This window comes from Hymenobacter glaciei (assembly GCF_039539585.1).
GTDB classification, from domain to species: Bacteria; Bacteroidota; Bacteroidia; order Cytophagales; family Hymenobacteraceae; genus Hymenobacter; species Hymenobacter glaciei.
The window spans coordinates 1-23,116 of sequence record NZ_BAABDK010000006.1 but is presented as its reverse complement, the minus strand read 5'-3'; the positions used below and the strand labels follow the sequence as shown (position 1 = coordinate 23,116).

General features: G+C 62.1%; 15 protein-coding genes. 7 read left to right on the top strand and 8 right to left on the bottom strand.

Features of this window, described 5'->3' with window-relative positions; genetic code table 11:
- Positions 1–124 precede the first annotated feature (124 nt).
- Positions 125–1,288, top strand: coding sequence for a mannonate dehydratase (gene uxuA, locus ABD837_RS03990; RefSeq protein WP_345050553.1), 1,164 nt, complete (start codon positions 125–127; stop codon positions 1,286–1,288).
- Between the two features lie 75 nt (positions 1,289–1,363).
- Here uxuA and ABD837_RS03985 read toward each other — a convergent pair whose 3' ends face one another.
- Positions 1,364–3,037 carry a S41 family peptidase gene (locus ABD837_RS03985; RefSeq protein WP_345050551.1) on the bottom strand — a complete coding sequence of 558 codons (1,674 nt, stop codon included), beginning with the start codon at positions 3,035–3,037 and terminating at the stop codon, positions 1,364–1,366.
- A 422-nt stretch (positions 3,038–3,459) separates the two neighbouring features.
- On the opposite strand from ABD837_RS03985, the gene ruvX reads away from it, so the two are divergent.
- The 3 genes from ruvX to ABD837_RS03970 all read left to right on the top strand — a co-directional run bounded on the left by ruvX (position 3,460) and on the right by ABD837_RS03970 (position 5,779).
- Positions 3,460–3,885, top strand: coding sequence for a Holliday junction resolvase RuvX (ruvX, locus tag ABD837_RS03980; RefSeq protein WP_345050549.1), 426 nt, complete (start codon positions 3,460–3,462; stop codon positions 3,883–3,885).
- A gap of 136 nt (positions 3,886–4,021) precedes the next feature.
- Positions 4,022–4,630 carry a peptide deformylase gene (def, locus tag ABD837_RS03975; protein ID WP_345050546.1) on the top strand — a complete coding sequence of 203 codons (609 nt, stop codon included), beginning with the start codon at positions 4,022–4,024 and terminating at the stop codon, positions 4,628–4,630.
- A gap of 168 nt (positions 4,631–4,798) precedes the next feature.
- On the top strand, positions 4,799–5,779 hold the full coding sequence (locus tag ABD837_RS03970; protein ID WP_345050543.1) for a zinc dependent phospholipase C family protein: 981 nt from the start codon (positions 4,799–4,801) through the stop codon (positions 5,777–5,779).
- Positions 5,780–5,900: 121 nt separating this feature from the next.
- Here ABD837_RS03970 and ABD837_RS03965 read toward each other — a convergent pair whose 3' ends face one another.
- A complete protein-coding gene (locus tag ABD837_RS03965) occupies positions 5,901–6,824 on the bottom strand; it encodes an ion channel (RefSeq protein WP_345050541.1) in 924 nt (307 codons plus the stop codon).
- Between the two features lie 80 nt (positions 6,825–6,904).
- On the opposite strand from ABD837_RS03965, the gene ABD837_RS03960 reads away from it, so the two are divergent.
- Together ABD837_RS03960 and ABD837_RS03955 are read left to right on the top strand one after the other, a co-directional pair.
- Positions 6,905–7,279 (top strand): DMT family protein, encoded by a 375-nt coding sequence (locus ABD837_RS03960; RefSeq protein ID WP_345050539.1) that lies wholly within the window; start codon positions 6,905–6,907, stop codon positions 7,277–7,279.
- 252 nt (positions 7,280–7,531) lie between these two features.
- Positions 7,532–9,841 carry a patatin-like phospholipase family protein gene (locus ABD837_RS03955; protein ID WP_345050536.1) on the top strand — a complete coding sequence of 770 codons (2,310 nt, stop codon included), beginning with the start codon at positions 7,532–7,534 and terminating at the stop codon, positions 9,839–9,841.
- Between the two features lie 24 nt (positions 9,842–9,865).
- Here the strand turns inward: ABD837_RS03955 and ABD837_RS03950 are convergent, their stop codons facing one another.
- The 4 genes from ABD837_RS03950 to ABD837_RS03935 form a co-directional block, all read right to left on the bottom strand.
- Complete coding sequence (locus tag ABD837_RS03950; protein WP_345050534.1) at positions 9,866–11,257, bottom strand: di-heme oxidoreductase family protein; 1,392 nt, start codon at positions 11,255–11,257, stop codon at positions 9,866–9,868.
- Between the two features lie 336 nt (positions 11,258–11,593).
- Complete coding sequence (locus ABD837_RS03945) at positions 11,594–12,661, bottom strand: imelysin family protein (protein ID WP_345050532.1); 1,068 nt, start codon at positions 12,659–12,661, stop codon at positions 11,594–11,596.
- Between the two features lie 5 nt (positions 12,662–12,666).
- Positions 12,667–14,886: a TonB-dependent receptor family protein gene (locus ABD837_RS03940; protein ID WP_345050530.1), complete on the bottom strand. Its 2,220-nt coding sequence runs from the start codon at positions 14,884–14,886 to the stop codon at positions 12,667–12,669.
- Between the two features lie 276 nt (positions 14,887–15,162).
- Entirely contained in the window at positions 15,163–15,879 is a 717-nt protein-coding gene (locus tag ABD837_RS03935; protein ID WP_345050528.1) for an alpha/beta fold hydrolase, read from the bottom strand.
- Positions 15,880–16,194: 315 nt separating this feature from the next.
- On the opposite strand from ABD837_RS03935, the gene ABD837_RS03930 reads away from it, so the two are divergent.
- Positions 16,195–16,749 (top strand): RNA polymerase sigma factor, encoded by a 555-nt coding sequence (locus tag ABD837_RS03930; protein ID WP_345050526.1) that lies wholly within the window; start codon positions 16,195–16,197, stop codon positions 16,747–16,749.
- 21 nt (positions 16,750–16,770) lie between these two features.
- Here the strand turns inward: ABD837_RS03930 and ABD837_RS03925 are convergent, their stop codons facing one another.
- A complete protein-coding gene (locus tag ABD837_RS03925) occupies positions 16,771–17,697 on the bottom strand; it encodes an NAD(P)/FAD-dependent oxidoreductase (RefSeq protein WP_345050524.1) in 927 nt (308 codons plus the stop codon).
- 139 nt (positions 17,698–17,836) lie between these two features.
- Positions 17,837–23,080, bottom strand: coding sequence for a T9SS type A sorting domain-containing protein (locus ABD837_RS03920; protein WP_345050522.1), 5,244 nt, complete (start codon positions 23,078–23,080; stop codon positions 17,837–17,839).
- Positions 23,081–23,116 lie beyond the last annotated feature (36 nt).

Genomic DNA, 23,116 nt, shown 5'->3' with positions numbered 1-23,116 from the left:
CGCAGCCGAAGCATCTCGCGTGCCGCCACTAGTTCAAAGAAACCTCAAGATTGAGTCGCTATTGCACGCGAGATGCTTCGGCTGCGCTCAGCATGACGTTTTTAATAAAATCCCACTTGCAACAATGCCCCTCATCCAAAGCTGGCGCTGGTACGGCCCGAACGACCCCGTAAGCCTCGCCGACATACGCCAGGCCGGCGCGACCAACGTGGTGACGGCCCTGCACCACATTCCCAACGGCCAGGTCTGGACCAAAGCCGAAATCCAGCAGCGCCAGGCCCTCATCAAAGCCGCTGGCCTAACGTGGAGCGTGGTGGAAAGCGTGCCTGTGCACGAAAACATCAAAACCCGCACCGGCGATTTCCAGCTCTACATCGCCACCTACCAGGAAAGCCTGCGCAACCTGGCCGCCTGCGGCATCTACACCGTCACTTATAATTTCATGCCCGTCCTCGACTGGACGCGCACCGACTTGGCCTATGAAGTTGAGGGCGGCTCCAGAGCCCTGCGCTTCGAAAAAGCCGCCTTCGTAGCCTTTGATACGCTGCTGCTGAAGCGCCACAACGCAACGCAAGACTACACGCCCGAAGAGTTAGCCAAAGCAGAAGCCCGCTTCGCCACAATGAGTGCCGACGAGAAACAGCTGCTTCAGCGCAACATCATCGCCGGCCTGCCGGGCAGCGAGGAAAGCTTTACGTTGGAGCAATTCCAGCAGGCGCTGGATGCCTACGACGGCATCGACGCGGCCAAGTTGCGCGAGCATCTGGTTCTGTTTCTGCAGGAGATTGTGCCCGTAGCCGAGCGGGTCGGCATCAACCTCGCCATTCACCCCGACGACCCGCCCTACCCCATTCTGGGCCTGCCCCGCGTGGTGAGTACCGCCGAGGACGTGGCCGCCTTGGCTGCGGCCGTGCCTTCGCCCAGCAACGGCCTGTGCTTTTGCACCGGCTCCTTCGGGGTGCGGGTCGACAACGACCTGCCCGCTATGGTGCGCCAGTTTGCCGACCGCATCCACTTCATTCATCTGCGCAGCACCCAGCGCGATGCCGAAGGCAATTTCTACGAAGCCAACCACCTCGAAGGCGACGTGGACATGTATGCCATGATGCGCGAGCTCATTCAGACGATGCGCCAGCGCAACCTCAGCCTGCCCATGCGCCCCGACCACGGCCACCAGATGCTCGACGACCTACACAAAAAAACCAACCCGGGCTACTCCGCCATTGGCCGCCTGCGTGGCCTGGCCGAATTGCGCGGCCTGGAAATGGGCATCAGCCGCAGCCTGTAGCGCGAACTTTTTAGTTCGCGTCTCCCAGACGAGTAGTGTTGAAGCAGCGCGGGGACGCGAACTACAAAGTTTGCGCTATTTCCCCAGCAACGCCAGCTGCGCGGTGCTGTCGCCCACGGCGTGCAAGGCGCGCTGCAGTTCGAGGTCATGCTCGCGTAGCACGGTGTAGTAGGGCACCAGGCCGTAGGCGCTGCGGGCGATGTAGGCTTTCATCTGGTTGCGCAGCAGACCGGCGCAACGGCGAGTGGCCCCGGCATCGGCCACTACACCATCCTGCGCAGCCTGGGCGGCAAGGCTGGCCAACTGCGCGTCGCTGATACGGAAGGTGGCGTTGAACTGCTCAAAGCGCAGGGCCTGCAGCTCTTCTTTGTGGGTCTGGTAGAAGCTCAGGGCGAAGGCGCGGGGTGCGCCGTGGGCCATCAGGGCAGTGTAGTAGGCCGAGTGCGCCAGCGAATCGCGGGGCACGAAAATGTCGGGCATGATGCCACCGCCGCCGTACACCGTGCGGCCGTGGTCGGTGCGGAAGCGCAGCTCTTTGGCGAAGTGGGTGCTGTCGGCCGATTCCAGTTCGCCGTGGGCGGCACGTTTGGCCACGTCGGAGCTGTATTCGGCGTAGTTGGCGCCGTAGGGCTTTTGGATGGAGCGGCCCACCGGCGTGTAGTAGCGGGCAATGGTGAGGCGCAGCTCGCCACCGTCGCTGAGCGGAATGGGCTGCTGCACGAGGCCCTTACCAAAAGTGCGGCGCCCCACGATGATGGCGCGGTCATGGTCCTGCAGCGCGCCGGCCACCACTTCGGCGGCGCTGGCGCTGCCTTCATCCACGAGCACCACCAACGGACCTTCTTCAAATTCGCCGGCCACGCGGGCGTAGGTCTGCGAGTCGTATTGGTCGCCTTTGCCGTCGGTGTACACGATTTTGCGCGAGCCGGCAATGAACTCATCGGCCAGGCGGGTGGCGCGGTCGAGGTAGCCGCCGGGGTTGCCGCGCAAGTCGAGCACGAGGCGGGTGAGGCCCTGCCGGCGCAGGTCGGCCAGGGCAGCCTTGAACTCATCGTACGTACCCGAGGCGAAGCGGCTCACCTTGATGTAGCCGGTTTGCGAGTCGACGAGATACGCCGCGTCGATGGAGCTGTTGGGAATGCGGCTGCGGGGAATACTGACGCTGAGCGACCGCGGCAAGCGCCGCCGCCGCAGCTCCAGGGCCACGCTGCTGCCGCGGGGGCCACGTAGCAATTGCGTGAGCTGCGCGGTAGTGAGCCGGGCGCCCGAAACCCGCTTGCCGGCTATGCTCAGCACCTGGTCGCCGGGCTGCACGCCAGCTTGCTCAGCCGGGCCGCCGCTGAGCGGGGCCACCACCGTCATGGTATCGCGAAAGAGGTTGAATTCGATGCCGACACCATCAAAGTCGCTTTGCAGGAAAGCATCGGTGCGGTCGCGGTCGCGGGCCGGAATGTAGACCGAATGCGGGTCGAGCTTTTCCAGCATCTGCATCACGGCGTAGTCGGCCAGCCCTTCGGTGTCGACGGTGTCAGCGTAGTCGCGGTCGACGTAGCTCAGAATCTCCTTGAAGCGCAGGTAGCCGCGGGCCGTCGCGTCGGGGTTTTCCGACGAGGGCCGGAAAGGGTTGTTGGCCACCAACACGCCACAGCCCATGGCTAAGAGTAGCAACAGGCTCTGCCGGAACCAGCTGCGCCGCCGGGGGGCAGCCGGCCGGCCAAGCTCCTGATTAGCAGGCGTGGAACGGGGCATAATAGAGTAAAGGTAACGTTATCAACAAATAGAATAGAATTGGATAGACTTCAAAATTATAGAAATTTTCTCAGTTGTAAGCGCCAATAGGTAGCTATTCCTGAATTTCCTGAATCAATACAATCGGTTACATTCAAAAGGCAAACAAGCGCCTGCTGTACTGGCATATTGCAATCAAACCAATTTGATAGTGCAGTGGCAAACAGGGTGCAATTTATCACTTTATTCAGAAAATAATAATTCGGTTTCGTTCAGTACCAGCGAAACCTCGTTAGGGCCTGGGTTTTTCCACCCCAGCTCCAAGGCGGGTAGCTACGGCAGTTACACAATGGCCGGATTGACTGCCTGCAACCGGCCGTATCTTTGTAGCCGCCGGCGGCTGTCGGCGATTGGTGCAACTCTTCATCCCTCACTTTTCGGCTATGCCCCGCATCCTCGCCATCGACTACGGCAACAAGCGCGTGGGCCTCGCCGTGACCGACCCGCTCGGCATGATTGCCTCGCCGCTCGAAACCATTCACAGCAAAGACCTGCTGGCCTACGTGAAGGCCTACCACCTGCGCGAGCCGCTCCGGGCCATTGTGGTGGGCATGCCCCGCACGCTGCTCAACGAGCCCACCGATGTAACCAGCGCCGTGGTGGGCCTGCTGCGTACGCTGCGCCGCGAGCTGCCGGAACTGCCCATTCACGAGTTGGATGAGCGGTTTACCTCGCGCATGGCCCACGCCACCATGCTGGCTGGCGGCCTCGGCCAAAAAGCCCGCCGCGACAAGGCCACCGTCGACCGCATCAGCGCGGCCATTATTCTACAGTCATTCCTCGAATCGCCACTGATGCGGGAAGTTTAGTTGTTTTGTTAAACGTCATGCTGAGCGCAGCCGAAGTATCTAAACCGCTTCGCTGCAATCATCATTGGTTACTGCTGCACGCGAGATGCTTCGGCTGCGCTCAGCATGACGTTCTGTTTTAAAACTGACCATTGCCATGATTTACCCTATTGTTGCCATCGGCGACCCCGTCCTCAAGACCAAAGCCAAAGATATTGCGGCCGACATGCCGGCCGCCGAGTTGAAGCAGTTGATTGCCGACATGTTCGAAACCATGTATTCGGCCAGCGGCGTAGGTTTAGCGGCGCCCCAGGTGGGCAAGGCCGTGCGCCTGTTTGTGATGGATTCGGGCCCGATGGTGGAGCTTGATGAAGAAGACCTGGCCGAGCTGGAAGAAGGCGAAGTGGTTGAGGAGGGCATCAAGCGGGCCTTTATCAACCCGCAGATGGTGAGCGAAACCGGCGAAGAATGGGGTTTCGAGGAAGGCTGCCTGAGCATTCCCGGCATCCGCGAGATGGTGACGCGCCACGCCGACATTGTGCTGCGCTACGAGGATGAGAACCGCCAGGTGCACGAGGAAGCCTTTTCGGGCATGGCCGCCCGCGTCATTCAGCACGAGTACGACCACCTCGAAGGCATCCTATTTACCGACAAGCTTTCGGGCTTCAAGAAGCAGCTGCTGAAAGGCAAGCTGGCCCGCATCAGCAAGGGCGACGCGCGCCACGACTACCGCATGAAGTTCGCGGGCGAAGGCCGCCGGCGGTAGGCCTGGCTTCTTTTGTTATCCTGAGCTTGCGAAGGACCTTATCACCGTTGAGCAGGCGCATCAAACGGTGACAAGGTCCTTCGTCTTTGCTATCATCGCAGAATGCTTGGGATGACAGGCGAATATTTTCGGTGATTGATTTTCGCGGCTCAATCGTACCTTTTAACCGTGAAAAAATACTGCTACGCCTTATTGATTTGCCTCCCCCTGCTCTTCGTGGCGCTACGGGCCCACGCTTGGGGCTTTTTCGGGCACCGGCTGCTGAACCGGCTGGCCGTGTACACGCTGCCGCCGGGCATGGTTGGCTTTTACAAGGCCAACATCGACTACCTGACGGTGAATGCCACCCGGCCCGACTCGCGCCGCCTGCTGGTGCCCGGCGAGGCCCCCAAGCACTTTCTGGATGTGGACCGCTACGGCGACAGCGCCGAGTTCAAGCTGCCGCGCAAGTACGCCGACGCCGTAGCCCGCTACACCGAAGACTCGCTGCTGCGCCACGGCATTGTGCCCTGGAACGTGGTAAGCATGAAAAACCAGCTCACTGCTGCCTTCAAGGCCAAGGATACCGACCGGATTCTGCGCCTTTCGGCCGATATGGGCCACTACATTGCCGATGCCTGCGTGCCGCTGCACACCACCCGCAACTACAACGGCCAGCTCACGGGGCAGCGGGGCATTCACGGGCTGTGGGAGTCGCGCCTGCCCGAGTTGCTGAGCGCCGACTACGACCTGTTCAGCGGCAAAGCCCAGTACCTGCCCAACGCCACGGACGCCATCTGGGCCGCCGTGATTCGCTCGCACGCTGCCGTCGACTCGGTGCTGCGGTTCGAGAAGCAGCTCACGGCCGAGTTTAGCGATGACCAGAAGTTTGGTTATGAGCAGCGCGGCAGCCAGACCATTCGCACCTACTCGCGCGAGTTCAGCAAGGCCTACCACGCCCGGCTGAACGGGCAGGTGGAGCGCCAGCTGCGGTACGCTTCGGGCCTTATCGGCGACTTCTGGTTTACCTGCTGGGTTGATGGCGGCTCGCCCGATTTAACCCAGATGACTCGCCTGCCCTCCGAGGCCGAGCAGCAGCGCCTGGAGCGCGAAGCCAAGGAAACGGCTGCCGCGCCCGTGGCGGGCACTGCCCCGGGCCATGATGAGTAACGCCTTCGGCTTAATGAGGAATGAGGAATGAGGAATGAGGAATGAGGAATGAGGAATGAGGAATGAGGAATTTCTGACCAATTCGGTCATTTTCCAATTCTTCATTCCTCATTCTTCATTCCTAATTAAGCGAAGCGTCCAGCGCTTCGGTGCGGTGCAGCTCGTCCAAATCAATCACGGCAATGCCGTCTTCGCCCACTTCGTAGGCTCGTATGAAGCGGCGGTGCCACTCGATTTCGTCGTGGGTGTAGGAGTTGCGGGCGTGCACATCCTGGGCAAACGTGTCGTCGTAGCCTTTCAGCTGGATGATGACCTCCACGTCGAGCCGCTCGTAATCGGCCGCTAACAGGCCGTGCAGCGGGCTTTCGGGGGTGATGTCGTGCACGATGGTCCAACTCAGCGGGAAGAAGCTGACGGCGTCGCGTTCCAGGGGAAGGAAGGCATACGTCTGGTCGTTAGTAACCGGGGCAACGGTTTTGAGCAGCACACGGGCTTGCAGGTCGATAAGGATGTTGTTGCGCAGGTTGGCGATGCGAAACTGCAGGCAGGGCGTGCCATCGGCCCGGCGACTGATAATAGCCGTGCGGCTGAAATGAATGCGCGCCGTGGGCCGCGAAAATCGCCCGTAGAGCAAGCCCGTGGCCAGCGCGAAGGTGAGCACGCCCACCAGGGCCTCCACGCTGCTCAGGAAGCCGGTGGCATTGGAGCCCGGGTACACGTGCCCGTAGCCAACCGAAGTAAACGTCTGGATGGAGAAGAACAGGGCGCTGAGAAAATCCTGCAAGGCGCCGCGCGGGGCCGCTACGCCGGGCAGGTCTTCGAGCCCCAGGGCCATGTAAGCACCGGCGAAGGCCACGTTCAGCACCAGAAAAAATGCCACTACCACTCCAATAAACGGACCCCACGCCATGGTAATAAGCCACTGGTACGGGTCGCGACGGTGCGGCCCACCGCGACGGCGCACATTAAAGGAGCCGTCGTGGTTGATGGCCCGCTTGGTGCGGCGCGAGAATTTTTCGCCAATGCCGGGGTCGAGAGTGGGCATGCAGGTGGAGAGACGTGGTGAATAAGCGCAACAAAAGAACGTCATCACGTACTTGTTTTTTTATTCATTTCCGCTACCCAATGAAAGGCGTTTACTCCCTGCTCCTGCTCACCATTTCCAATCTGTTCATGACGTTTGCCTGGTACGGGCACCTGCATTTGTTCAAGAAAATGGCCTGGTTTGCCAAAATGGGCCTGTTTGGCGTCATCATGGTGAGCTGGGGGCTGGCCTTGTTCGAATATATTTTCCAGGTGCCCGCCAACCGGCTGGGGTTTGTGGAAAACGGCGGGCCGTTCACCCTGTTCCAGCTCAAGGTGATTCAGGAGGTGATTACGCTTACGGTATTCACGCTGTGCGCGGTGTTTGTGTTCAAAACCGATAAGCTGGGCTGGAACCACGTGGTGGGCTTCGCACTGCTGGTCGCGGCCGTGTATGTCATCTTCAAAAAGTGGTAGCAAGCAGCGTGGGCCCGTGGTTGGCACTGCAATGAAGCCCGACCATGCAGGCTGTACACCACCCGATTTCTTCAGATGACAGCTTCAGTGGGCCAACAACGTTACATTTGGCCTACAAGCTATTTTCCAAGCGCTTACTCGCTCGCACAGCAGGCAAAACCACAGGCCGTCTAATCGGCAAAAACCCCACGGCCCGGCCCGGCGTACCAGCGGCAGCGGCGCCGTTTAGTCGCTGGCTATTTTCTGTTTTCTATGCACCACTTCTGCACTCGCTTACCGCTGGCTTTGCTGCTGACGGCGTTTTCCATCTTTACCGTTTCAGCCCAAAAAGTGGGGCTGGTGCTCAGCGGCGGCGGCGCCAAGGGCCTGGCCCACGTGGGCGTGCTCCGGCAGCTCGAAAAAAACCACATTCCCATCGACTACATCGTGGGCACGAGCATGGGCGCCGTGATTGGCGGCATGTACGCGGCCGGTTACTCGCCCGCCGAGATTGAGCAGATTGTGCTCAGCCCCGAGTTTCAGCGCTGGACTTCGGGCAAGCCGCTCGAAAGCAAAACGTTCAACTTCCTCACGGCCGAGCCCTCGCCTTCGGCCCTGCGCCTGGGCATTGCCATCGATTCCACGTTTCAGGCCCGCGTGAGCACCAACCTGGTGAACGACCTGAACCTGAACCTGGCCCTGACGCGCCTGCTGGCTCCGGCCTCAGCCAGTGCCAACTACGACTTCGACAAGCTGTTTGTGCCCTTCCGCTGCATGGCTTCGGAAGTATTTACGCGCCAGGTAGTGGAGCAGAAGTCGGGGGCACTGTCCGACGCCATTCGCAACTCGATGTCGTTTCCGCTGGCTTTCCGGCCCATTCGCAACCTCGACGGCAAGTACTACTACGATGGCGCGGTGTACGACAACTTTCCCACCAAAACCATGAAGAAAACCTTCACCCCGGACATCATCATCGGGGTGAATGTGGGCGACGTGGCCATGCGCAAATACCCCAAAAACGACGATGCTCTGCTCGGCAGCACAGTGGCCTTTCTGGGCACGAGCGTGGCCGATACGCTGAGCGTGGGCCTTAACGGCATCTACATTCAGCCCGACCTCGACGGTATGGGCGTGGGCGATTTCGAGCTCGTGAAAACCTTCATAGCCGAGGGCGACACCGCCGCTCAACGCAGCATGGATAAAATCAAAGCCCGCATCAGCCGCCGCGTTGATACGGTCGACTTGCAGAAACGTCGGCTGGCTTTCCAGGGCTTGGCCCCTACGCCGCGCTTTGTTGATGTGAAAGTGCGCGGATTGCGCCCCGACCAGAACGAGTACGCCGCACGGTTCTTCCGAAGAAAGGGCCGAGAGTATTCGCTCGATGACATCGAGGAAGGGTACTATCGCCTGGCCTCCGACGACTACTTCAAGAACATTTACCCCCGCATCCGCTACGACGCGGCCCGCAAGGGCTACGTGTTCAGCGTAGATGCCCAGCGCAACAACAACGTGAGTGCCGAGGCAGGCTTCGTGCTCAGCAACCGGCCCATCGATAACCTCTATGTGGGCCTGGAGTATCGCTACCTGCGCAGTTTGCTCTACACGGCCTCGGCCGACGTAAGCTTGGGCCGCTTTTACAACGGCGCGCACGGCTCGTTCCGCATCAACGTGCCGGCCAAGTATGCATACTTTATTGAGCCCGAAGTCACCTACAACCAATGGGATTTCCAGAACACCGGGGGCATCCTCGGCCGCGACGTCATCAATACTCAGGTGAAGCAGCAGGACACCAAACTGGGCGCGCAGATTGGCGTGAGCCCCAACTACCGCAGCCGCCTGCTGCTCGACGTGGCCACGTTCGTGACCAAGGACGAGTACACCAACTCCAAGGAAATTAATTCGGCCGACATGCTCGACGCCACCGTGTTTCGCGGGGCTACCGCCGCCTTGCGACTGGCGCGCAATACCCTAAACCGCAAGCAGTATGCGTATACGGGCCACCGCTACGTATACACGTTGCGTGGCGTGACGGGTGCGGCCACCTATACTCCTGGTTCCACATCGGTGCTCGATGGCAGCTCGCGCCACCACGAATGGCTGCAGTTCCGCGCCACGGTGGAGCGGTATTTTGTGATGAAGAAGGACCGGCAGGCCTGGGGCTACTTCGCCGAGCTGATGGCCAGCGGCCAGGGCACATTCTCGAACTACCGCTCGTCGCAAACCACCGCGCCGGTGTTTGCGCCACTGCCCGACTCGCGCACGCTGTTTCTCGACACCTACCGCTCGGCCCGCTACGTGGCCGCCGGCCTGCGCTACACCCAGCCCTTCCTGAAAAAGCTCGACTGGCGCACCGAAGTCTACCTGCACATCAACGGCCAGCCCCTGGTGCAAGGCGACCAGCAGCAGGCTGTGCGCCGCTCGGGCTTCGACCGCCCCCGGGTTACGGCCACCACCGGCCTGATTCTGCAGACACCGGTGGGCCCGCTGGCCCTGCACGCCCGTTTCTACGACGACCCGGCCGAGCGGTTCAGCATCTACGGTCACTTGGGCTTCCTGCTCTTCCGCAGCCGCGCGCTGGAATAGGCGCGTGCGCCGGACGCGGCTTCGTTACAGCGACTGCAAAAAAGCGAGGAGTTTGGCCCGGTCGGCGGCACTCATGCGGCCCACGGCATCGGCTGATGCTTGGGCCTCGCCGCCATGCCACAAGATGGCTTCGGTGAGACTGCGGGCGCGGCCGTCGTGCATAAAGGTGCTGTGTCCGTTCACCACCTCGCTCAGCCCGATGCCCCACAGCGGCGGGGTACGCCACTCGTTGCCGCTGGCCCGGAAATCGGGCCGGTTGTCGGCCAGGCCGGGCCCCATATCGTGCAGCAGCAGGTCGGTGTATGGGTAAATGGTTTGCCCCGCCATCTCGGCGGGCAGGCCGGCAATGGCACCGGTGGCTAGGCGGGGCACGTGGCAGCTCGCGCACTTGGCCCCGACAAACAACGCCTTGCCAGCCTTCACCTGGTCGGTTTTCACGTCGCGGCGGGCGGGCACGCCCAGTGTTTGCACGTAGAAGGTGGTGTTGGCCAGCTCCGTATCGGCCAGGTCGGCGGGGGCGCTGCCAGGCGGCTGGTTGCCGGCCTGGCTTTGGCCAGCCGCGGGCTCCAGCGGAAATAGGCTGGTGGTAATGCCCATGTCGCCGTTGTAGGCGGCCGCGGTTTGCTGGCGCAGGCTGGGCTGGTTGGCCTTCCAGCCGAAGCGGCCCAAGCGCGGGGCCTGGGCGGCCACGTCCCACACGTAGTTGGGCCGGCCCGAAATGCCGTCGCCGTCGGCATCGTTTTCGTCAGCCCTGGCCACGATGTTGGCCTCGCTCACCGCTTCGAGCAGCCCCAACCCAAACACCGGCGGGGCCACCCGTGGCGACAGCAGTACGCCAGCTGGCAGCGGCGAATACGGGGCATCCACGGCGTAAGTGGGCTTGCGTAACGACACGGACGTACCGTCGATAAGGGTGCGCAGCTGCTCCACGTAGTGGATGCTGAGCTGGCCTTCGGGGTTGGTGCCCACAATGGCGCGGTTTTGCAACTGGTCGCCGAAGCCGGGCACCGGCCGGGGGCCGCCGTGCGCGTCCTGGCCGGTCAGGCTCAGGCGAAACAGCATCTGTACCGGGTCGGTGGCTGTGAGCGGGGCGGTGCCCCGGCCGTCGCGCACATGGCAGGCCGTGCAGTTGGCATTGATGAACAGCGGCCCCAGCCCGTCGGCCGTCACAAACCGCCGCTCAAACGCCGCGTCGCCGAGCAAGTGCTGGGCACCCGAGCCCCCGCGCAGGTTGGGCGCGGGCAGCGAATAGGCATTGCTGCCGGCACTGAACACCGTGGCCGCGCCGCCGGCATTCACGTCGTCGGTGCCGACGGGCTCTACGGTGTCGACCTCATTTTTCGAGCAGGCTGCCACCGCAGCCACGACGACCAGCGTGAGCAGCCCAACACGCAAACGAGGGAAGGAAACAGTCATCGGCAACAGGCGTAATTGGCCGGAAGGCCAGGGGTTGAGTACTCGTTCAAAAGTAAATGAGTAAAAGCACGTCATGCAGAGCGCAGCGAAGCATCTCGCGTGCCGCAGTAAATCAATCGTTTGACGATGCGAGCGAGATGCTTCGCTGCGCTCTGCATGACGGTTACTTGTGCCTGAGTACTTAATGAATCAGAATCTATCCGAACAGTCAAAAAGAACAGTCCTGCTGAGCTTGTCGAAGCATCTCTACCGCTTCGTTGAGACGATTGGATTCCTAGCGCGGTAGAGATGCTTCGACAGGCTCAGCAGGACTGTTCAGGGACTTGCCCAATGCTCCTACAGCGCGTCTACCAGCGGCTGCACGTCGGTTTGCAGGGTAGCCAGCACCGTGCGCACCCTGGCCTGGGCGGCCCGCACGGCGACCGGGTTCTGGAAAATGGCTTCGTCGAAGCGGCCGGGCAGGGCAGCAATGGACTGCTGGGCGGCGGCCAGCTCCTGCCGAAAGCGCACGTCCAGCACGGGGTTGCGCTTGGCCACTAGGTCGGTAAAGCCCGTGCCAGTGGTGGTGCCGAGGCGCCCGGTGTAGATGGCCTCGATGCCGGCCAGGTTCTGCAAAAACTCCGCTTTGGAATTCTGGCTGAATTTGGCTTCCTCCACATCGGTGGTCTGCTGGGCCAGCGGCTGCTCGATTTTGCTGTTGGCCAGCTCGTCGGCCGGGCCAATCAGGCCGTCCAGCAGTTCCTGCACGGCTTGTTTTTGCTTGGGGTAAACGGTGCTGCCCGGCCCGGCTTTGGCCACGGCCGCCGCGAAATTGCCCCCGCCCGGCTGCCAGGCTTGCAGCAACTGGGTGGTGGCCGCCTTCAGGTTCTGGGCCGAGGACTTCAGAAACAGGTACTCGCGGGGCGTGAAGTCGGCCAGTGCCTTATTGGCGTTGTTGCCAAACAGCAGAAACTCGATGGGGTGGAAGCCTTGCAGGCCGCCGTCGCGGGGACGCAGGCTGGCCGGCGTGAGCGGGTCGGTACTGGCCAACAGCGCAGTAAGGTCCACGCGGTTCAGCGGCCAGGTGTCAATCACGGCGTCGAGGCCCTGGGTGCTCACGGGGCCGAAGGCAAAGGCTTCGGTGGCTTCCCAGGGGGCGCGGGCGTCGCGGTAGGCCTGGCGGGCGGCGGCCAGCGCGGCGGGCGTGGGCGCGGCGGCCAGGGCCGCGACGGCGGTTTGCAGCGTCGCCGTTTTGGCGTCCAGGTCGCGGTAAGTGCCCAGTATCACGCCATTGGCGGCGTAGTCGAGCAGGGCGGTGGCGTTGTAGCCCGGCGAGCCAGCCGCCGTGTTTTGCGGGTCAATTTCTTCTTTCTGGCAACCGGCCAGCAACAGCGTGGCGGCGAGGGCGAGCGTGAAGTTTTTCATCAGATTTAAAATTTGGCGGCCAGCGTGGCGTAGAACGAGCGGCCGATACTTGGAATGATGCCCGGCCCCGGGTACTCGTCGGTGCGGCGGGTGAAGTATTTGGCGTCGGCGAGGTTGTTCACGCCGGCTTTCAAATCCAGGTTATGGGCGGCGTGGTAGGTGCCCGACAAGTCCCACACGGCGTAGGCCGGCACCAGCCCTTGCAACGGGTTGTCGTTGTCAGGAGCGCGGAAGTTATTGGCCTCGCCAAACGAGTCGCCAGTGTAGCTGTACTGGCCCGTGATGCTTAGCGGCCCGCAGCCGTAGGTGAGCCCCACCCGCTCAATTAGCTTGGGCGCGTATTCCACCCGTTTGCCCTGGAACTCGCCGCTTACGTAGCGGGCATCCACGTAGGCCAGCGAGTTGAAGGCGCTAAGGCGGTGGCGGCTGACGGTTTTGAGCAGCTTCAGCGGGCTGATTTCCAGGTATGTTTCGGCTCCCTTGTGCTCGGAGTCGGCCACGTTGGTGCGTAGCGAGTAGTCGTTGCCAGTGATGGGGTCTACGAGGGCCACAGTGCCGATGCGGCGGTTGTACTTGAGGTAGAACGCGCCTACGTTGAAGTTCAGCCATTCCCCTACCGCGCCGCGGTAGCCTAGGTCGGCGTTGTAGCCGTTGCTGTCTTTCAAATTGGGGTCAATCTTGGAAGTGACGCCGAACGGCTGCAAGGCCGAGTAGTCGACCGGCCGGTAGGCCTGCGACACGTTGCCGTAGAAGGCCGTGCCGGCTGTGGCCTGAAACTGCGCCCCGGCGCCAAACAGCAGAAACGAGCGGTTGCGCGACTCCTTGGTGGTCTGCGCGAGGCCATCGTCCTGCACCTTGTAGCCCTGCGCTTTGGAGTTGATAAACTCGTAGCGCACACCCGGCGTGAGCGAGAGGCGGTCGGTGAGGCGAATGATGGTTTCGGCGAAAGGGGCCAGGTTCTGGGTGCGGAACTCGAAATCGTACTCGTAGCCCCCGCCGTACAGGTTCAAATCCAAATCAGCGGCCGTCGAGCCGGGTCCACCGCCCTGCCGGTGCATGTAGCCGGCGAAGTAGCGCACGCCCACGGCCAGCGTGTTGTCGAGGCCAAACAAGCGGTAGTCGTGGCGCAGGCGCAGCTCGTTGGTGAGGGAGCGGAAGGTTTCGTTTTCCACCTCGCGGGGCACGAACTGGCCCGTGGCGCGGTCCACGGTGTCGGGCGCGGCGGCCCCGCCGTCCTCGTTGCGCCACACCAGGGCGCGGCTGCTCAGGTTGCCGGCCGTGCGCAGGGTGAGCAGCGTGCGGTAGCTCAGGCGGTAGTCGGCCATCAGGGTCAGCACGTTCCAGGGGCTTTGCAGCCAGTTGCGGGCGCGGGTGCTTTGGCGCGGGTTGGCGTTGAACAGCGAATCAGTAAGCCCGCCTGGCATCTGGATTTTGTTGCGCAGCAGCGAGTATTCCAGGCCCAGCTTCAGCTTCTCGGTGGCCTGGTAGCTCAGGCCGGCGAAGGCCGTGGCCTGACTCAGGCCCGAGTTAGGCCGCCAGCCTTCCTGCCGCCGGTACTGCCCGTAGGCGTAGTAGTTGAGTTTGCCCAGCTGCCCGCCCACGCTCGTAAACGAGTTGAACAGGCCGAACGAGCCGCCCGTCTGCCGCAAGGCCAGCTCAAACGGCTTGTCTTTGGCCCCTTGGCGCATCACGTAGTTCACGGTGCCGCCAAACTGCGGGCCGAATTGCAGCGAGGCCGCCCCGCGCGTCACTTCCACCCGCTCCACGCCTTCCATGGCCGGCAGGTAGTAGGTTTCGGGGTAGCCATAGAGGTCGGCCGTGATGTTGTAGCCGTTCTGACGCACGTTCATTTCCACGCTCTGCACCGGGTTCAGCCCCCGCAGCCCGATGCCGTTGGCCGGAAAGCCCGAGCCCTCGGTTTCGGAGAAGTTCATGCCCGGGATGCGGCCCAGAATCTGGCGCGGGTTGTTTTGCGCGGTATTGGCGTCGAGCGAGTCCAGTACCAGCACCTCGGTTTTCTTGCCGGCGTAAATCACCGCGCCGCCCACTTCGCCCAGGTTGCCCAGGCCGTTTTTCGATTTCAGGCCCACCACCTGCACTTCGTCGAGGGTGCGGCTGACAGACGGAGCGGGAACAACTTGGGCCAGTGCCGGTCGGGCAGCGGCCAGTGTTAGCAGAAAGAGGCCGCCACTAAGCAGGCGGGCAGAAGGGTGAGTAAAGGGCATTGCTTATTTAGACAGGTTCTAGATAAGCACAAAGGTATATCTGCGTTTTTCGAAGCCACAACTTATTTAGAAACTTTCTAAATAAGATCAAAACTAGGCATGGTCACTCGTGGCGCCTGAGCACCCTGGCTGTCAGTTTAGAAACTGTGACTACGCGTTGCCCCCACGCCGTAAAGTCCTCTGCACAACGCGGGGCTGCGAACTGGAAAGTTCGCGCTACATCCGAACGCGTAACTGCTAGCAGTAGCCTTCAGCGTCTTTCTTCTACTGGTGGCGTCACTCCTGCGTCAATGTGGCTGCTACCACTTCTGGCGCTTCCAGCGGCAGCAGGTGGCCAGCTTCGGGCACTTCGCTGCAGGTACTACCAGCAGGCAGGTACGGCAGGGTGAGCCGGCGTTGCGTGGCCGGGGAAATGGCACGGTCGTGCGCCCCCACCAGCAGCTGACAAGGGACGACCAGCGAGGCCAACTCAGCCGCAATGTCTTCGCGGCTGCCGTGCTCCAGCCAGGCATTCCAGCCCGCTTTGCTGCTGCGTAGGTTGTCGGCGATGACCTCGTCGTGCATGGCTGTCGACAGCGGCAGGTTGGTGATGGTGCGGAATGTTTTTTCAGCAGCCTCCGGGTTGCGGAAAGCCGCCAACGCGGTAGCCCGGGCTTTCTCGATCATGGGTTCGCCGGCTGGCGGCGAGGGCGAGAGCAGCACCAGGCGGCGCAGCCCGGCCGGCCGGCGCGCAGCCAGCAGCAACGCAATTTTGCCTCCCATGCTGTGGCCCAGCAGCGTGAAATCATTCACCTGATGTTGGACCAGATAGTCGGACACCCAGTCGGCGTACGCCCGAACGGAGTAGTCGAAATGCAGCGGCGCCGCCTGCCGCCCGAAACCGGGCAGGTCGGGAGCCAGCAGCTGCACTCCATCGGCCAGTAAGGGCCGCAGGGCATCAAACTCGTGGCCGGCGCCGGCCCAGTAGTGCAGGGCTACAATGGTGTAGGACATGGCTGAATTAATAGGATTGAAACTCTCTACGGCAAAATAATCAGGGCCGGCTTAAGTCCCCTACTGTCCAGTTTTCCGGTTGGCTACCACAATTGTAAGCTGATGCAATCCACCCATGCCGTGAAGCCGTAGGTCTTCCCAAATCGGCTGGCTAAGTCCAATATTATTTATAATTTCTCTCTCTGTTTACCAATACTTTAAACCAAATAATTAACGCTACTCCCTTACTATCCTTTGTCCGCCTATTCTTTTTCTTATTGCCTGCGTATTGTTCGCCTGATGCGATGATATGCTGCTTCCGTTCTCCTTTTCTCTATGAATTCAACTACGGCGTTGCTTTCGGCAACGGAAGAGGCTGCGCTCGTCGAGCGGCTGCTGGCGCGTGACGAGCAGGCGTTGCGCTTGTTGCACGATTGCTACTCGCGCAGCCTGTATGCAGTAATTCTTCGCTTGGTGCACGACCAAACCCTGGCCGAAGACCTGCTCCAGGAAGGCCTGTTGAAGGTGTGGCTGAGCATCAGCCACTACGACCCCGAGCGCGGCCGCCTCTTTACCTGGATGGTACGCGTGTGCTGCAATCGGGCCATTGATGCCTTGCGCAGCCCTCGCCACCGTTTCCACCACGGTACCCGCTCGCTCGAAATCGGTAGCGCCCAGCGGGTCTCAGCTCCAACGTCATTCAACCCGGAGCACATTGGCCTGCGCGAGCTTACCCTCAAGCTCAAGCCTCGCCAGCGCGAGGTAATCGACCTGCTCTATTTTGGCGGCTGTACCCAATCCGAAACAGCCGAACAGCTCGGCATTCCGCTGGCTACGGTAAAAACCCGGGCCCGTACTGCCATCCAGGTATTGGCCCAACTGGTGCGCTAAGCAGGCTCCTCTTTCCCCTACTCACCGCGGGCATTCCTCGCGCGTTAGGCTTTCGTTGATAACGATGGCCGCGCGGTTGCCATCGGCAGCGGCTAGCATTGCCTGCTGAGCACCTTGCTTGGTATCGCCAGCCGCGTACACTCCCGGCAGAGACGTTTGTAGGCGCGAATCGACCCACACCGCCCCGCTACGCGTGAAGCGCACGCCCAGATTGGACGCTAGCTTGGTGCGCTGGTGTTGCGGGGCGTGCAGAAAAACGGCTGCCCGTTCCAACTCGCTGCCATCGGCAAACTGCAGGCAGCGCAAGTCGCCGGCTTTCGTGCCAATCAGGCGGGTCAGCGGTTCTTCGCGCACCACAATTTTCTCGCGGCGCAGGCGGCGGCGGGCATTGGGCGTGAGGTGACCCGGGCCATCGGTCACAACGATGACATCGCGGCTCCAGCGGCTTACCAGCAGGGCCAGACCGGTTACGGTGCGGCCGCGCCCATACACGGCCAGGGGCTGGCCGCGCACCTCCCAGCCGTGGCAGTACGGGCAGTGCAACACCCCCCGCCCCCACAATTCGCGGAAGCCTGGCAGCGGCGGCAGAATATCGCTCACGCCGGTGGCCAGCAGCACCCGACGGGCTGTTACGGTAGTGGGCACGTCGTCGGCGGTGCCGTGGCCCGTGGCCCGAAAACCATTGCCCGCGCGCACCACTTCGTCGATGTGCAGGCACTGCGTAGTCACCGTATCATAGGGCCTCAGCTGCTCGTTGCCCAGGCGCAGCAACTCGGCGGGGCGGATGCCGTCGCGGGTGAGGAAACCGTGCACGCCCGGCGAGGTCGCGTTGCGGGGCGGGCCCCCATCCGCTACCAACACGCGGCGCAGGCAGCGCCCCAGCGTGAGGGCCGCCGACAGGCCGGCGCTGCCCGCGCCAATGACGAGAACGTCGTAGTCAAAATCCATACTCAGGGCAAAAAGTAGCGCGTCGGTTGGTTTAACCTGCTAAACTGGGTTGGGGTTACGTTCAGCTTAAGCCAAGACCACAAAAAAAGGCCCTCCCCGACTGGGGAGGGCCTTTTTCGGCTATCGCGGAAAGCGGCGGCTATTCCTTGACGAGGCGCTTGGTTAGGTTCACGACCTGGCCGCCGTTGGCACCGCGCACCAGCAGCGTGTAGCTGCCGCTGGCAATGGTGTTCAGCTGCAGGGCGTGCGACAGGCCCGCCTCCAGCGTCGTGTAGAGCACCACGCGTCCGGCGGCGTCAAGCACACTTACCTGGTACGAACCGGCGGGCAGGGCCGTCAGGTCGAGGCTGGTAGCAGTCGTGGCTGGGTTGGGGAACAGTGCGATGGCGGGCGCCACCTGGCCGAAACGCACGCTGCGTACGGGCGAGTAGATGCTGGCACCATCGGTGTCGACCTGCTTCAGGCGGTAGTACACCAGGCCGTTGGCTTTGGCGCCGATGCGTACGTCGGTGCGGGCATAGTCGGTGGCGCTGCTGCCCGTGCCCTGGCCGCGTACTTCGTCAATCTTCACGAAGTCGGTGCCGTTCAGGCTGCGCTCTACCTCGAAGCGGTCGCTGTTCTTCTCCGAAGCCGTGTTCCACGTCAGCAGCGCATCCAGGTTCTTGGCCGTGGCCGTGAAGGCCGTTAGCTCAACGGGCAGCGGGCGAGCACCAATGGTGAATGGAACCGCTTGGGTCGTTACGCCACCAAAGAGGTCGGTGGTGGTGATGTTGACCGTGTAGGTGCCAGCGGTCAGCTTTGTCGGGTCGCTCACCGTAATCTGGCCAGTGGCCGCGTTCAACACCAGGCCTTGGGCGGCAAGCAGCGTGGTGCCGGCCGCGTCGGTGGTGGCGTTGGTGCCGGAGGTAGCTAGGCCGTTGGATGCTCCCGATGCCAAGGCCCCGGTGGTAGCGTTGTAAAGCTGGCCGGTGCTGTTGTACCGGGCAGCGTTCACATCGGTAACAAAGGCGATAACGTCGTTGGCAGCATACTTGGTTAAGCCAGTCGCCGTGGTGCCGCCTTTCACCGGAGTGGTACCGTACAGCGCAGCATTGTCCTGACCTACCTGAATGGTGTACAACACCGGCGTGCTCACGCTGCCCAGGTTATCGATGGCAGTGTAGGCGAAGAATACGTTGCCGACAAAGGTCGAAACCGGGTCAAACTTCAGCGTTAAGGCTTGGGCCGGGGTGAGGGATTGCGTGGCGCTGGTGATGGTGGTGTACGTGCCGCCGTTGTCGAATGACAGTACACCCTGCGTGGCAGCATCGGGGATGCTCGTGAGCTGGTAGCTGGCGATGGTGCCGTCGGAATCGATGGCATTCAGCGGGGAGATGAGCTGGGGACCAGCCGTGTTGCCTCGCGGAAGCATCAGCGCGTTGACGATGCTGGCGGCTACCGGGGCCTGGTTGGCCTGGGTGGTGGTAGCCGAGGCCGTGTTGTTGGCGGCCGTACCGGTTTCGCCGGTGGCCGTTACGCTGGCATTCACTACGAGGCTGCCCGAAGCAGGCATGGTTACGGTGAAGGATTTCACCACTGCCGACCCGGTACCAGGAGCCTGGCCGCTGAACGCGGGGAAGGTAATGGTGGTAACCCCACCCGAGGTGCTGACCGTGCCGCCACCGTTGTTGGTGATGACGGTACCGGCCGGAAAGCTCACGCTCTGCGTTACCGTACCCGAATTAGCCGGGCCGTTATTCAGGGTTTGCACGGTGTAAGTAACGGCCGTGCCGGGCAGGGCCGAGGCGGGCCCGGCAAGGGCAGTCTGCTCGTCATAGGTCGTGGGGGCGGCCGGCTGCGTCAGCGGTATGGTCAACAGCACGCGGTTGTTGGTAATAGCGGTTTCGGCGTAGGGCACTGCCACCACCGACACCGCGCTGAACGAAGCACCCGTTGCGGGTGCAGTCAGCACTACCGAGTAGGAATCGGTCGACCCGCCGCCGGCTTTGGTCAGGCTGTTGTTAGCAAAAATCAGCACGCCGGTGGTGGAGTTATAGCTGGTAACGCCGGTTGCTGGAGTGGTAGCCGGAGCAGTACCGTTCACTGTCGAAACTACCGTACCTGGGGGCAGATACAGGGCCTCCACGATGTTGTTCAGCGTGCCCGAGCTGGCTTGGTTATCGTAGCCCACCGTCAGCGTAACCGGGCTGCCTGGTGCTACCGTGCCCGCTGGGCCGGTGAGGGTGGTGAGGATGTCAACTGTAGTCACCCCGGTGGTTGTGGTGATGGTCGTGGACGTATTCGACGTGTTGTTGCCCGAGTTCGGGTCCGCGATGGCGCTGCTCACCACAGCCTGACCAGTGAAGGTAGTAGCGCTGGTATTGGTGTAGGTAGCGAAGTTGCTGACACTGGCGCCGCTAACCAGCGAAGCCGTGTTGAACGTAACCAGGCCGGTAGTAGGGCTATAGGTGCCGCCGCTGCTCGTAACCGAAGCCAACGCCAGCCCTACGGGGAGCTGAATGGTTGTCACGACCGAAGTAGCCGTCTGTGGGCCATTGTTGGTGGTTTCGGCCACGTAGGTAACCGCGCCGCCGGTGGCCGCCGTTGCTGGGGCGTTGAGCAGAACCGCCAGGTCGGCCGCCGGCAGTACCGTGGTGCTGGTGCTGGCCGTGTTGTTGGCCGGCGTAGCATCGGGGCTGCTGCTGGTGTAGTTGGCCGAAGCGTTGTAGGTGCCGGTTGTAGGCGGCGAAAACGAAATCGTGTACGACAGCGCCGAGCCGGGGGCAGCCGAAGCTACCGTGGGGAACGTCACCACGCCAGTAGCGGCATCGTAAGTACCCTGGCTGAGCGAAACGTTGCTTAAACCGGCCGGCAGCTGCACCGTAGCGGCAGCATTGCTGGCAGCACTCACACCGTTGTTGGTAAAGGTTGCCGTGTAGGTTACGGGCTGGCCAAACACCACCGAAGCGGGGCCGCTGATGGCGGCGGCCAGGTCGGCACTGGTCTGCGTCACGGTTACCTTGGTCGAAGCCACGTTGTCGGCTGGTATTGGGTCGGCGGTGGCCTGGGCCAGCGTAGGCGAGGTCGAGCTAACGGCTGCCGTAGCGGGCAACTGGCCGCTCACCGTAACCGGAGCCGGGAAGGTTAGCGTGTTGGAAACCGTGCTTCCGCTGGCCAGCGAGGTCAGGGCCGCAAACGTCACCACGCCCGTTTGGGTGTTGTACTTGTTGCCGTTGGCGTAGGGCACTTCGTTGCCTACGGCCGGGCCGGTAGCAGCAGCTCCGTTGATGAGCAGGCCGCTCAGGCCGGGCTGCAACTGAACCGTTTCCACCACGTTGCTGGCAGCCGAAGGGCCGGCGTTGCCGGTTACGACCGTCAGGGTTACGTTAGAACCGGCACTCACCGTCAGGGCCGAGGGCGTGATGGTGGTGTAGAGGTTGGCTACGTTGGCCGACGCGGGATTAATGGCAAGGCTGCCACCAGGCACGCCGTTCAGTGAGGCCGTGTTGTTGGCCGGGTTGGTGTCGCCGGTGGCGGTGGTGTTGGGCGTTACGGTGGCGGTCGGGGTCATGGCGGCCGCCGGAGCCGTGAAGCTGATGTAGTTGATGGCGGTCTGGCCACTGGCCAGAGCCGGCAGAGCGGGGAAAGTTACCACACCGTTGCCCGAGTTGTAAACGCCGTTATTCGACACAAAAACGTTGGTCAGGCCAGTGGCGAGTTGCACTGTTTGCACCACGTTGTAGCCAGTAGCGGGGCCGTTGTTGGTCGTGGTCACATTCAGCGTCACTTGGTTGCCTTGAGTGGCCGAGGTCGGGCCGCTAATCGTCGTCGACAGGTCGGTTGGGGTAGCTACGGGCACGGTGCTCGTGGCCGAGTTCGGAGCCGTATCGCCCCCCTGGCTGGCGCTGGTGCCCACCGTCGACTTCACGGAGATGCTGGCCAGCCCGCTCGGTACGCTGGCAATGTTCACGGTCAGGTTCTGGCTGGCGCCGTTGGCCAACGTAGTGGGCGCCCCGGTAAAGGTCACTGCCCCGGTCGCGTTGTTGTAGGCCGCCGTTACGCCGGCGGGCAAGCTCGAGAAGGTAACATTGCTGGCTCCCAGGCCCGCAGGCAACTGAAGCGCCTGCGTGTAGCCCGGGGCCGTGCTCGGGCCATTGTTGGTGTAGGCAACGGCAAAGCTGATGGGCTGCCCGGCCACGGCCACGGCCTGCGAAGGCGTTACGGTCGTCGTCACGTCGGCGATGGGCAGTACCGTTGTGGTCACCGTGGCGCTTGTAGAAGTGCCGTTGTTGTCGCTGGCATCGGCATCGAAAGCACTACTGGTGCTGGCGGCCGTGCCCGATACGGTACTCGGCGACACTTGCGCCACGAAGCTCACGCTGTTGGTGGCCGTGGCCCCGGCGGCCAAATCCTGGGCGTTGAAGGTAACGACGCCGGTTGTGGGGTTGTACGTGCCATTGGTGACGGTCACGTTACCAGCGGCCGGCTTGTCGGGCAGGGTAAGCGTAACCACGTTGTTGGTAGCCGTCAGGCCGCCGTTGTTGGTAGTAGTAGCGGTGTAAGTCACCGTCTGGCCAACGAGTACGGAAGAAGGCCCGCTGAGCGTGGTGGTTACCGCGGCCGCAGCGGCCGCGTTGCACCACGCAAACTGCGGAATGGATACAAACTGAAAGCCCGCGTCCGCGTTAGCCGTTTGGTTGCTGTAAATGAGCGTGAGGCGCGTAATCGACTGCGGAAAAGTAACCGTCACGTTGCCAGCGGGGTCGGAGGTCAGGTTGGCATTGGCCGTCACGGCATTGCCACCCGTGAACGAGCTGGCCGAGCCGGCGCTCACGTTACTGGCAGATAAAGTTATCAGGTTGCCGTTGGCATCGTAGGCGTTGAACACCATGCGGTCGATGTACTCCTGGTCGGCGTTGTTCGTCGTATTGCGGTCGATGTCACCCAGGGTTAGGGTGAAATTGGCCACCGGCTTGCTGAAGGTGAACGTAGCGGTCGAATTTTTGGAAGAGCCCGTATTGTAATTCTGCTGCCACGCCAGGCCTTTGCCCGGCAGGCCGGCTATGTCCTGTATATCAAACGAGCTTTGCGTGTTGGTTCCGGTGGTGAAGGGAAAAGCGGCCGGGCTGGCCGTAATGGTTACCCCGTCCACGGTAATGGTTTTTGTGGCAGCGAAGTTTTCGCCGATGGCACGGGTGGTAAAGTCGAGGATGCTGCGCTGGCTGGTAGCCGTACCGGTGCTGCACGAAGCACTGGTTACCGGAATGCCGTAGCCTACCGGGTTGCTTTCGACGCCGGTATTATCAATGGCCGCGTACGTGAATACCGCCGTACCAAAATAACCACTGGTTGGGTCAAACGAAAGGTTAGCCGCATTAAGTAGGTCGGATGAATTAGTTTGCATTATGCTCGTTATTTGCGGAATGAGTCGAGTAAACAC